At 61.0% G+C, this 12,458-nt stretch carries 9 protein-coding genes; 2 read left to right on the top strand and 7 right to left on the bottom strand.

Annotation, left to right across the window (positions count from 1 at the left end; genetic code table 11):
• Position 1 precedes the first annotated feature (1 nt).
• The 3 genes from ACSQ83_RS28990 to ACSQ83_RS28980 are packed head-to-tail and all read right to left on the bottom strand — an operon-like array spanning position 2 to position 2,073.
• The gene (locus ACSQ83_RS28990) at positions 2-634 is read right to left on the bottom strand and encodes a hypothetical protein (RefSeq protein ID WP_414970166.1); all 633 of its coding nucleotides are present in this window, start codon (positions 632-634) and stop codon (positions 2-4) included.
• A 35-nt stretch (positions 635-669) separates the two neighbouring features.
• The gene (locus ACSQ83_RS28985; protein ID WP_414970165.1) at positions 670-1,452 is read right to left on the bottom strand and encodes a molybdopterin-dependent oxidoreductase; all 783 of its coding nucleotides are present in this window, start codon (positions 1,450-1,452) and stop codon (positions 670-672) included.
• Between the two features lie 3 nt (positions 1,453-1,455).
• Positions 1,456-2,073: a cytochrome b/b6 domain-containing protein gene (locus ACSQ83_RS28980; RefSeq protein ID WP_436230513.1), complete on the bottom strand. Its 618-nt coding sequence runs from the start codon at positions 2,071-2,073 to the stop codon at positions 1,456-1,458.
• Positions 2,074-2,347: 274 nt separating this feature from the next.
• Between ACSQ83_RS28980 and ACSQ83_RS28975 the strand changes: the two genes are divergently transcribed.
• The gene (locus tag ACSQ83_RS28975; RefSeq protein WP_414955171.1) at positions 2,348-3,028 is read left to right on the top strand and encodes a heavy metal response regulator transcription factor; all 681 of its coding nucleotides are present in this window, start codon (positions 2,348-2,350) and stop codon (positions 3,026-3,028) included.
• Entirely contained in the window at positions 3,025-4,476 is a 1,452-nt protein-coding gene (locus tag ACSQ83_RS28970) for a heavy metal sensor histidine kinase (RefSeq protein WP_436230512.1), read from the top strand. Before ACSQ83_RS28975 ends, ACSQ83_RS28970 begins: the two co-directional genes overlap by 4 nt.
• On the opposite strand, the gene ACSQ83_RS28965 is transcribed toward ACSQ83_RS28970, so the two are convergent.
• The 4 genes from ACSQ83_RS28965 to ACSQ83_RS28950 all read right to left on the bottom strand — a co-directional run bounded on the left by ACSQ83_RS28965 (position 4,460) and on the right by ACSQ83_RS28950 (position 11,463).
• Positions 4,460-6,277, bottom strand: a complete 1,818-nt coding sequence (locus tag ACSQ83_RS28965) for an FAD-dependent oxidoreductase (protein WP_414955169.1) — start codon at positions 6,275-6,277, stop codon at positions 4,460-4,462. The genes ACSQ83_RS28970 and ACSQ83_RS28965 overlap by 17 nt on opposite strands.
• The gene (locus tag ACSQ83_RS28960; RefSeq protein ID WP_414955183.1) at positions 6,274-7,350 is read right to left on the bottom strand and encodes a DedA family protein/thiosulfate sulfurtransferase GlpE; all 1,077 of its coding nucleotides are present in this window, start codon (positions 7,348-7,350) and stop codon (positions 6,274-6,276) included. Before ACSQ83_RS28960 ends, ACSQ83_RS28965 begins: the two co-directional genes overlap by 4 nt.
• 201 nt (positions 7,351-7,551) lie before the next feature.
• The gene (locus ACSQ83_RS28955) at positions 7,552-7,674 is read right to left on the bottom strand and encodes a hypothetical protein (protein WP_414955168.1); all 123 of its coding nucleotides are present in this window, start codon (positions 7,672-7,674) and stop codon (positions 7,552-7,554) included.
• A gap of 54 nt (positions 7,675-7,728) precedes the next feature.
• Positions 7,729-11,463, bottom strand: a complete 3,735-nt coding sequence (locus ACSQ83_RS28950; protein WP_436230511.1) for a DUF748 domain-containing protein — start codon at positions 11,461-11,463, stop codon at positions 7,729-7,731.
• Positions 11,464-12,458 lie beyond the last annotated feature (995 nt).

Raw genomic sequence — 12,458 nt, 5'->3', positions numbered from 1 at the left:
ATTACATCGGCGGCGCAACGCCATCCTTCTCAACCACTACGCGCGAAGCCGCAAACTCGGTGCCGCTCACCGGCGACGCAACGATAAACACCTTCTTGCCCGCAACAAGATCCGTGCGCGCAGCCGGCGCGAACGTCACTACAGGCACGCCGTCCGGCACCGTCACCGTGTTGCTGCCGCCCTTGTACGACAGCTTCAGATCACGGCCGCTCGTGCCCGTCACGATCTGATCGACGTTTGCATTCGTCATCGTGCTGTTCGGCGAGAGGTCCCACGCATAGTGGCCTTCACCCGATCCGCGTGCCGCTTCCGGGAACACCAGCACTTCGGTCGCCGTCATCTTGCCGTCGGTACCGGTGGTTGCTGCCGTGCCGATAAACGAGCCGGTCTTGATGTCGGAGAGCTTGATGTTCTTCACGGCCGTGACGGGCGTGTCCTGCTTCATGTCGATGGTCACGGTGTCGCCGCTACGACGATGCACGGTCAGCGTATCGCCGGACAACGACACGATATCGCCACGAATACGCGCTGGTTTAGCCGCCGGCGCCTGGGCAAACGCGACGCCTGCAAATGCGAGCGCAGCAACCGATACACCGAGTTTCAAACGCAAAGAAGTAGATGAGGCAATAGACATGGAGGCTCCAGTTTTAATATGTAACGCGGGAAAATTCAGGCACCGCCGAACCAGTTGTATCCCTGGTTCTCCCAATAACCGCCGGGATATTCGTTCGTCACGGTAATCGCGACAATGTGCTTCGGGTTCTTGTAGCCGAGTTTCGTCGGCATGCGCAGCTTCATCGGGAAGCCGTATTTCGGCGGCAAAACCTGGCCGTCGTACGTCAGCGTCAAGAGCGTCTGCGCATGCAGCGCAGTCGGCATGTCGATGCTGGTTGAATAGTTATCCGCGCAGTGGAACGCTACGTATTTGGCCGTGGTGTCGGCGCCGGAACGCTTGAGAAAATCGGCGAAACGCACGCCGCCCCACTTGCCAATCGCGCTCCATCCTTCAATGCAGATGTGCCGCGTCACCTGACTTTCCTGCGGCAACGCGTGCAGTTCTTCAAGCGTCCAGACGTTCTTGCCCTTCACGAGTCCACCGACCGGCAGCTTGTAGGTAGCTGCATCGACGACAGGGACATCGTCTATGTCGTAGAACGCGTTGAACGGGAACGGCCGCGTGATCATCGACTCGGGATAGGTCGGCGCGAGCTTGTTCGGGTCGAAGAGAAACGCTTGCGCGTCGTCGTTGAAACGCGACATGGTCCGCAGCACGGTGTTCACGGATTTATCGTCGGAAATATTGCAGCCCGACAGCATCATGAGACCGCCAAGCGACAAGATGCGCTTGCCGAACAAACGCCGCGCCGGCGCCTTCAGTTCATTGCGCGCATCCTTGAGGATGTTGTCGACATCGAGATTCGACGCAATGAGTTCGCTCTTTCTGTTCAGCATGGTTCAGCGGCCCCGGATCATCAGCAACAACGAGCGTGGAACGAGCGCGACCATCACCACGTGCAATACGAAAAACGCCACCAGGAAACTCATCGCGAAGAAGTGGACGACGCGGGCGTTGTCATAGCCGCCCATGAGGTCGCGCAGCCACGGGAATTGCACCGACTTCCAGACCGCAAGACCCGACAGGATCACGACGACGATATCCACGATCACCGCGAGATACGCAGCCTTCTGCACGGCGTTGTAGTGCGTTAGATCGTCATGCTTGAGTTTGCCGGTCAGCGCGGCGCGCAGATCGCCGAAGAGACTTTTGATGCTGAGCGGAAAGAGCTTGCGGCGAAACCGTCCGGAGATAATGTTCATTCCCACATACACCAGGAAGTTTGCGACCAGCACCCACATTGCTGCGAAGTGCCACAGCAACGCGCCGCCCAGCCATCCGCCTAACGTGATGCTTGAGGGAAAGACGATCGAAGGGAAAATGGGCGATGCGTTGTAGACCTGCCAGCCGCTCGTCACCATGACCACGACCGCCAGCGCGTTGATCCAGTGCGTGATGCGAACCCAGCCGGGCTGGGTGATGGCGGGAGTCGAAAGTTGAGTCGAAGGTAAATTCAAGCTCGCCTCGTGGTGGATGGATCGAACAGGGTGCGAAGATACTGTGATTCGGGGATTCGGGGATTCGGGGACTTGATAAGTACATGGGATAAACACGTGGCCACGCCGCCGGGTGTTACGCGCGAAGGCCTCGTCTGATTTGCATCTTAGCGACCGCACGCTGATCTGCGCATGACGGGTTAATGACTTTTTTGTCATCTTTTCCCGGCGCCGAGGCAGGTGGATAGAATAGGTCATATTCTGACGCTAAACCTACAAGCCAAGCGCACGCAGCATGACCATCCTGGTTATAGAAGACGACCGCAAGACCGGCGACTATCTGAAGAAGGGGCTTACGGAGTCCGGGTATCAGGTCGACCTGATCCGCAATGGCGCCGATGGCCTCCATCAGGCGCTCGCACACCCTTACGAGCTGATTGTGCTCGACGTGATGTTGCCCGGTCTCGACGGCTGGCAAATCATGCAGGCGTTGCGCGCGAAGCGTGACTTGCCGGTCATCTTCCTGACCGCGCGCGATCACGTCCGGGACCGTATTCACGGCCTCGAACTGGGCGCGGACGATTACCTCGTCAAGCCCTTCTCATTCACCGAACTTGTTCTGCGCATCCGTACATTGCTGCGACGCGGGGTCACGCGCGAATCAGATGTATTCCAGGTCGCGGATCTTCACGTCGATGTCCTGCGCCGCCGCGTGACGCGCCAAGGCACGGACATCGCGTTGACGAACAAGGAATTCGCGCTGCTCCATCTCTTCTGCAAGCGACAGGGCGAAGCATTGTCGCGGACCTTGATTGCATCGGAAGTGTGGGACATGAATTTCGACAGCGATACCAACGTGGTCGATGTCGCCATCAAACGCCTGCGCGCAAAGCTCGATCAGCCCTTCGATATCAAGCTGATCCACACAGTGCGCAGCATCGGATACTCGTTCGGTGCATCCGGGGACTCGCATTGAGTCCGCTATGGCGGTCGCGGTCGCTGGTCCTGCGTATCACTTGCCTGTTCGCGCTGATCGTGTGCGTGGTGGTCAGCATGGTCGGAGGATCGCTGTATCACGCGACCAGCGCCACGCTGTCCACGCGCGCTGACTATCAGTTGATCGGACGCGTCGAACATTTTCGCTCGCTGCTGCACGATCTCTACACGATCAAGGAAATCGAAGCGCGGCCCAAGCTCTTCGAGACCATGCTCGGCGACAGTCAGGACGTCATCATTTTCCAGCGGCCAGGCCTCCCGCCGTTCATCAGCGTGAACCCGGAAAACATGCCGTTGCCACCGCTCGTTCCGGTGCCGGTGCAACGCGCGGTGGGCCTCGAGGCGCTGTATGAAGGCACGCGCCGGGACGGCGTGCGCATGCGTTGGGTCGCGGCGCAAGCGCGCGTAGGCGACAGCGGCGAAGTCATCGAGATTATCGCGGCGCACGTGATGACCCAGGAAGCGCGCGTGCTGTCGACGTATCTCCTGCGTGTCTGGATCACGGTGGTGAGCGCGGTGCTGATTACCGCGCTGCTCGCGTGGTGGGTATCGAGCCGTGGCCTTGCGCCGCTGCGAAAAATGGCCGACAGGGTCGCCGGGATCACGCCCGACACCTTGTCCGCGAGACTCGATATCGAAAATACGCCGACCGAACTGCAGAGCCTCGCGATGTCGTTCAACGCCATGCTCGACCGACTCGCAACCGGTTATGAACGGCTGCTGCAGTTCTCCGCGGATCTGGCGCACGAGGTAAGAACGCCTATCGGTGTGCTGATCGGACAAACGCAGGTCACGCTCGCGCATACGCGCAGCGAGAGCGAATACAAGAGCGTGCTGGAGTCGAATCTGGAGGAGCTGGAGCGGCTCGGGCGCATTGCGCAGAACATCCTGTTTCTCGCGCAGGCGGATCACGAGCGGCAGGACATAGAGCGCACGCCGCTGAACATTCGCGAACAGCTGGAAACCATTGCGACGTATTTCGAAGGACTCGCGGACGAACGCAATCTCAGCTTCGAAGTGCATGCCGAGGGTGAGATGTGGGCGAACGCAATCATGTCCCGGCGCGCGATCAGCAACGTGGTGGTCAACGCGGTGCGTTATGCCGAAGCCGGCACCACGATCCGGCTGACCGGCAGTGAAGATGCACGAGGCGCACTTATCGTCATTGGTAACCAGGGCAGGCCGGTTGCGCCCGACGATCTCGCGCGCCTGTTCGACAGGTTCTATCGCGGCGATGCGGCCCGCAGCGAGTTCACGGAATCGAGCGGCCTGGGATTGTCTATTGTGCAGGCGATCATGCGGCTGCACGGCGGCTCGGCGTCGGTGAGTTGTTCAGCGGACGGCTGGATCGAATTCACGCTTCGATTCGCCGCCCTGCCGGATTCCACCCCGCATTCCGCCCCGCCTGCTCCTACGCGCCGGCCTTGAGCGCCAGCTCCTGACGCTCGGCCAGCAGGCCGTGAATCTGCGATACAACCGCCGCGCCCTCGCCCACCGCCGCCGCCACCCGTTTCGTGGATGCTGAGCGCACATCGCCAATGGCAAACACGCCCGGCACGCTGGTTTCCAGCGAGGTCGAGCCTTCGGCGTGGCCGCCGTGGGCAGCCGGCCCCGTCAGCACGAATCCCTTGGCGTCCGTGTTGACATTGCAGTCGCGCAGCCACGCCGTGTTCGGGTTGGCGCCCGTGAAGAGGAACAGGTGCCGCACATCGAGCGTGAGCGGACCGTCAGGCGTCTTGCAGTGCACGGCGGCGAGCGTCCGGCCATCGCCTTCCAGCGACTCGATCTGCGTGCGTGTATGTACCGTCACGTTCGGCAATGCCGCGATCCGGTCGATCAAATACCTCGACATGCTGAGTTCGAGCCCCGGCCCGCGGATCAGCAGATGCACGCGCGCTGCATGCGAGGCGAGATACACCACCGCCTGGCCCGCTGAGTTGCCGCCGCCCACCAGCACGACTTCCGAGCCCTTGCAGAGCTTCCCTTCGACTGGCGACGCCCAGTAATACGTGCCGTGCCCTTCGAATTTATCGAGCCCGAGAATGTCCGGCCGCCGATAAGCCGCGCCGGTCGCGATCACAACCGTATGCGAGCTCACGCGCTGCCCGTTCATCAGCTCAATCTGGATCGGCATGCAGTTGCAATGCAGCGCCTTGATCTCCGTCGGAATGGCGATGTGCGCGCCGAACTTTTGCGCCTGCACGAACGCGCGTCCCGCCAACGCCTGACCGGAGATGCCGGTCGGAAAGCCGAGATAATTTTCGATCCGCGAACTCGCGCCTGCCTGGCCGCCGGGCGCGCGGCAATCGAATACCGCTACCGACAACCCCTCGGACGCCGCATACACGGCCGTCGCCAATCCAGCCGGTCCGGCGCCGACGACGGCGACATCGTAGATATGCGCAGGGTCGAATTCCGGCAGCCAGCCGAGTTGCGACGCGAGCTGATTTTCATCGGGCGCGCGCATGACCGTGCCGTCAGGACAGATGACCAGCGGGAAATCCGCCTTCGATGTCGAGATCCGTTCGAGCAACGCAATAGCTTCGGGGTCGGTACACGCGTCGATCACCGTGTGCGGATAACCGTTACGGCTCAAAAATCCTTGCAGCGATACCAGCCGTCCATCGTCCGACTGGCCCACCAGAATCGGCCCGCTGCCTTTTTCGATCAACCCGACGCGACGCAGGATCAGCGAGCGCATGATCCGTTCGCCGAGTTCCGCTTCCGCCACCAGCAGCGCGCGCAGGCGTTCGGGCGCGATCAGGATGGCTTCCACATCTTCGATTGCGTGACCATCGACCAATGCAGGCTTGCCGGATAACTGGCCGACTTCCGCCAGGTATTGCCCGGGGTCCGCCTCCGTTACCAGATGCACGTGGCCGAGTCCGTCGCGCCGCGTCACCCGCACGCGGCCGTTCAGCAGCACGAACATGCCCGGGCCGGGCACGCCGACTTCGAACATCAATTCGCCTGCGCGCCAGTACTGCACGGTGCCGAAGCGCCGCATGCGGTCGATTTCCTCGACCGTGAGATACGGGTACATCTGGTGCTTGCGGCTTTGCAGCGGCGAGAACGGGGCGTCGGCCGCGGCGTCTGCCGGCGCCGCGGCGGCGGTGTCGTTCGTGATCGAGTTGAGGTTTTCCGACGCAGCCGGTGGACTATCGCGCCATTCCGGTTGGCCGCGGCCATGGTTAGGCACTTCGTTGATCCCTTCGGGCGTGGTACTCATGCGTGGCGATCTCCGTGCAGGTAGACGGCGTCATGCAGCGCGCCTTTGCCGGCGGCCGGCGCTTTCGCGGGCCACGGGCACATGGCGGCCATTTCGCCCAGATCCTCGCGCGCGCCGCCGAAGTCAGTCAGCGGCTTGAGGTCGAGACCGGCGAGACGCCAGGCGTCGAGGCCGCCGGTCAGCGGCACGACGTCCTTGAAACCCGCATTGCGGAGTGCCTTGGCCATCCATGCCGCCGATACCTCGTTCGGACACGAGCAATAAATGATGATCTTCTGATCCGGCTGGTAACTTTCCACGATCTTCTGCAATTCGCGTTCATCGGCGAAAACGGAGCCTGGAATCACGAAAGGATCGAGCACGCGTTTCTCGGCCGAGCGGATATCGAAGATGGCGGGCAGCGGTTCGTTCGCCATCAGCGAGTACAACTCGTCGACGGTAATGCGCGCCGTTTCCAGCGTCTTCATCAGCATCTTCCGGCGCCAGTAGCGGTAGGCCACGTAGCACGCCAGCGCAACCGCCACGACCAGCAGCGCCTGCTTGCCGAGCCGCGCGATCATGGCGAACACCATGTCGAGTTCGGCCGCGAAGATCACGCCCACCGCAAGTCCGACCGCGGCCCACAACGCTACGCCGCCACCGTCATGCGCAATGAACGAGCGCGTGCGCACACCCATTGCACCGGCGAGCGGCACTGAAACCAGCGACAAACCCGGAATGAATTTCGCGATGAGCAACACGCGCACGCCCCACTGACCGAAAAAGCGCTCGGTCTTTTTTACGCAGGTGTCGCGCGACAAGGACAGTTTGCAGATGGTCTTGAGCGTGCGGTCGCCGTACCGCCGGCCGCCGAGGAACCAGACGAGATCGCCCAGCACCCCGCCGAGCACGGCAATGCCGAGCATCAGCGCGAGATGGGGCCACAGGGCCTGGCCGTTGAAGCCCATCATGGCCACCGATGCACCCACTACGATCAGCGTTGGCATCGCGGGAACAGGCAGGCCGAGCGCTGCGCCCATGACGTTGAAAAAGACGATTGCCGGGCCATACCGGTCAGCCAGATCATGCAACAGCATGGGATTCTCCTGCAGGTTGTGCAGCGCTGGATTCGGGTGTGGAGAGCCTGAACGCCGTGGGCGCTTCGCGCAAAGCGCTTACTTTATACGGCTCGTTTGTCGCTTGTTTGACGGCCTTGCGATGAAGCGCGATGAGTCCGGGAACGCCGCTGGAAAACTGCGTCGAGCGATGAGCCGCTTCGGTGCAGCGTGGCTGTTCTACAGCCGTTCCGCGTTCCAGACATGTGCGCCGCGATGCGCCGCTGCATTCATGAAATGAGTGTAGCGCGGATTGGCAAGAATGCCGATTGCCGCAGCCGTTTCCGCTTTTTCAGTACGCACGATCCAAAACGCGTGCCTGAATCCACCTGTGTTCGTCGCCTCGTCGCTTCGCCGTCACTTAAGCCCGAAGTCTACCCGCGTAGGCGCACCCTTGTCCTTGATACCCTCCGCGTTCAGATGGGGCGCGACGATGAAGATCCGCTTGCTGTCGATCTTGCCATCGAAATATTGTTTCACCACGGCCGCGCGTCGCTGCGCCAACGCACCGAGCGCGCCCTCGTCCACCGGCGCGTGCTCTGCGAGTGCGGCTTTCATGTCGGCGTCGGGCACGCTCTTGGTCATGCCGATCAGGTTGCGCGGTTTTTTGAAGTCCGCATTTTTATACGCTTTCGTCAGGAACTTGCTGTATTCATCTGCGGAAATGGGGGTGCTCATTGGACTAATGTTCGGATTGTCTTCGCTCGCGTCCTGCATCTTCGCCAGCCGCACCTGGCGGTCAACGTAGGCCGCGCGCAAACCGGGTTCGTCCAGCGCCGGATCGACCCGCGCCGATATCTCCAGCGTGATCGACGGTTTATCAGCCAGCGCCTTGGCGATGGTGTCGAGCTTCTCCTTTGAAGAGTCACTCAGCGTGGCCGAACCCGGATCGAACTCCACGTAGCCGAGTTCTTCGGGATTCTTGCCGCCGAACGCGTTCGCGATCAGCGAGAACGGCGCAGTCACCGCGCGCTCGAGCAAGTGAACGATTGCCGTCCACACCAGCGAGCCGATCGAGAATTGCGGATCCGAAAGCGAGCCGGAAATGGGGATATTGACGTCGATCTCGCCTTTCGAATTCTTCAGCAGCGACACCGCAAGCCGAACCGGCAATTTGGTCGCGGTGGTGTTGTCGACGTGATCGCCGAACGTGAGTTGATCGATGAAAAGATGGTTGTTCGCGCTGAGCTTTTCGTCGGCGAGCGTGTAGTGCAGGTCGACGTTGAGCTTGCCCTTCGTGATCGGATAACCCGCATATTTGGTCGAATACGGCGAGATATTCGGCAATTCGACGTCGTGCGCGCTCGCGGTGAGATCCAGCGATGGTTTCGCGATCAGCGGATTCACGACCCCTTTGATCGATACCGGCCCGTTCGCCGACAGTTTTGCGGCGACATCGACGGGAGCCGGCGTGGTCGAGTGCGTGCCGAATGCGCCGATCGTGCCGGTGATCGAAACCAGGTTCGCGGTGAAATTCGGCTTGATGAAGTTATCGGTGTAGGTCACGCGGCCGTTTTGCAGCACGAGTTGGCCAAAACGCAGATTCGCCAGTGACGACGCGGTTTTCGGCGCGTTGGTCGTGCCGGCAGCAGTGTTAGTAGCGGCAGGCTGGGGGGCAGGCTTTGCAGCGGGCGCAACGACCACGGCTTGCGTGGTGCCCGTTCCCTTGTCCTTGACCACGATATCGGTGAGATTGAGCTTGCCTTGCGCGTCGAGCAGCACGCGGCCGTAGAAATTCGCGAACGTGATGCGCGCGGCCTCGACGTCGGCGCCTCGCTCGTCGTAGCGGGCATTCAGTTTGGTCAGGCCGAGCAGTTTCCAGCCGGCCAGTTGATCCGAATTCACCCGGTCGATCAGCCGCACGTTCGACAACGACACGTCGCCCTTGTAACCGGCCTTCAGCGCGCGTCCTTCGCCCGAGAACGACGCGTCGCCGTTCGCGCTCAGTAATGCGCTCGAAACCGTTGCGTTCAGGTTGCTGCCGAAGTACGGCTCGAACGCCGATGCGTCGAGCGCGTTGGCGTCAACGTGCAGCGCGAGGCTCAGCGGTTTCGCGGTCAGCGTGCCGGCCACGGCCAGCGCGCCTTTGCCGTTCATCGTCAATTTGCCGTCGATGGCCAGCGGTTTCGTCAGGTCGTCCGTGACCTGCTTGACGTTCAGTTGCAGCGGCGCGATGTGCAGATTGACCGGGCGCTGCGTGGATTCATCGGTGAAATTGGCGCTGCTGTCGTTGAGCGACACCTGGGCGATCTGGTAACGCCATGCCGGACCCGCCGCATTTGCCTTTTCGACCTTGCGCGTCGCGCTGGCTTCCGGCGCGGTTTCGTGCGGCCCGGCAAGTGCGGCGAGATCGATACTGCCGTCCTTCAGGCGTTTTGCATCGATGGAAAGGCCGTTCAGCACGACGCTGTCCAGCGCCGCCGTGCGCGCCGCGACATCGATTTTCCGGATCTTCGCTTGCGCCAAACCGAGCGCGATGGGCGCCGTGTTATTCGACTGCGGAACCAGCTTCAGTGACTTGAGCGTGACATCGCCCGTGCCGACCTGGACGGACGGTTCGGGCTTCGACCAGTCCACTTGCAGCGGCAGGTTTGCGCCGAGCGAACCGTCCGTGACGCGCGCGGCCACCGCGTTCGCCACATAGGGTTGCAACGGCGCCAGCGGCAAATCGTTCAGCGCGAGTTTCGCGTCGGCATTCTTGCCCGGCAGCGTGAAATTACCCGATACGTCGAGGCCGCCGCCGTTGTCGAAGGCCGTCTTCAGCGTATAGCGCGCCGGGGGTTTGCCGAGCGTGGAGAAGTCGTCGAGCGTCACGTTCAGCGCAGTCAGCCCGAGCGTGGCGGATTGCGCCATCAGGTGGTCATCGAAGACGACATGGCCCTGGTCAATCGCCAGATGTTTGATCGCGAGGTCGAGCGGTTGCGCGGCATCGGCAGGCTTGGCGTCGCTGGCGGGAGCAGGTGCGGCTGCGGGCGCAGGTGTTGAAGCAGGCGTCGATGCGCCGAGTTTTTCGAAGTTGAATGCGCCGTTTTTATCGCGGGAAAGTTTCACGTCCGGCCGCGTCAGGCGCACTTCATCGAGCCGATACACATTGCGCAGCGGCTCGAGATTCGCCGCATTCACATGCAACGTTTGCGCTGCGAACAACGGCGCGTCCTGCTTGTCCGTCACGGCCAGATCCGCGAGATCCACGGTTCCTTTGACGCGAACCACGGGCGCGTCGGCGCTGAGTTCAAAGGTTACATCGAGATTCGTCGACAAGCGTCCGCTCTTGACTGCGACCGGCAGCGACGCGGGGGCGTACGACACTAATTGCGGTATGTCGAGGCCGTCGAGCTGCAGCGCGATCTCCGACTCGCGCGACTCGGAGAACGGCTTGGTGCGCCCGTGGATAGAGAGCGGCGAACCGTCGATGCGTGCCTGCAGCGACGGCGTGACGAACAATTCCGTGGTCGATGCGAGATTCGCAATAAACGGAATCCCGATCGACCAGCGATCGATTATGTGGTGGGTTTTAAGCAGGTGATCGTCGAAATCGATCCGGCCATTTTCGACCCGAATATTCGATACCGAGAAACGTGCTGGTTTGCTGGATGGATTGGCGGAAGGCTTTGAGAACTTGTCGATGAGATCGGAGAAATTAAAGCGTTGCGCGTCGAGGCGCACGATATGAAAGCGCGGTGAATCGATTTTGAGTTCATTGATGATTGGCGCCAGACGAAACAGCGAAGACCATGAGGGATCGATGATCAGGCGTTCTATATCGATGAAATCGTTGCTTTTTGCGTCTGCGCCCAGGTTCGCGGGCGCTTCGCCGATATGCACGCGGTCGGCTTCGAAACTTAGCGTATAGGGATTAAGCGCGATTCGTTGAATGCTGACCGGGCGATCGAGTTGTGCTGCGAGTTGTTGCTCGGCGATATGCCGGATGAGCGGCGGCGCGGCGAAAAAGCCGAGCAAGCCAATGACGATGACAGCGAGCAGGAGCCCGATCACGATGCGGCGGGTGCGCCGGGCTTGGGCTACTGCGTTTGCCCCTTTGAGCAGGTTACGCCCGGCGGAAGTCAGGGAAGTCTTGTTCAGGCTTGCCATGCGTGCCTCGTAGCGCGGCCGCGCACGCGGGCACGAGCCACGCGCAGCCTTGGGGAAACAGGAGGCCTGAGTATACGACGCTGCGCTGGCAAATTGAAGAGGAGGTCGTTGGCACTTGGGAGGTGTTCTGCGTTAGCGGTCGGGGTCAATGCCGGGGTGGTGGGTTCCGGGGGTAGCGGTCGGGGTTGATGCTGGGTTGGTGCTTTCTAGGTCTTCGCGGGTTATATCTTGGCTGTTTTCTTTATCACTATTAGCCACTGTGCGTGGCGGCACGTCATTTCTTTGTCCAAAGCGACAAAGAAACGAAGCAAAGAAAACGCTTTCACCGCTCTACCCTAAGTGTCCACAGCGTGCAGTTTTCATTCATGGGTGCCCCAAAAGCACGGTGCTCGCCAGAGCCACCGATGTGTGAACCCCTCTTTCTCCGAACACGGATACCCCACGCTGCGCCACCAGTGTTTGAACCTGCCCGAAGAGCACCCCGCGCTATCCGCCTAGAACCAACCACCAATTTGTACGCATGACGAACCACGTCGCCAACCCACCTAACCAGCGAAGGTACCGAAATACGTGAGGCCGTACCCGACTAAACACCATGCAACCCACCAACCGACTCACCAAAAATTGAAGCGGTAAATACGCACTAGGCTGTGATTGGCGAAGCTGGCCACGCCCCTCTGCCGCGCAAACCGGACAACCAAGCGACCGAGAAACGGAGCCTCAAAAGCGCGTGAGGCCGTGCGGGTTCGTGGAACACGGGTGCTTGCCCGAGAGCGTACGGGGCGAAGCGTTTTACTGTCAGGATTCGCGAGAAGGAGGGTTTCAAACATCCTAAGCTCTTGCGAGCACCGTGCTTTTGGGGCACCCATGAATGGGACTGCACGCTGTGGACACTTAGGGTAGAGCGGTGAAAGCGTTTTCTTTGCTTCGTTTCTTTGTCGCTTTGGACAAAGAAATGACGCGCCGCCACGCGCAGTGGCTAATAGTGATAAAGA

Source organism: Caballeronia sp. LjRoot29 (assembly GCF_964252755.1).
Lineage (GTDB): Bacteria > Pseudomonadota > Gammaproteobacteria > Burkholderiales > Burkholderiaceae > Caballeronia.
Note: the sequence above shows the minus strand (reverse complement) of the source record. Positions and strands in the feature narration are given on the sequence as shown.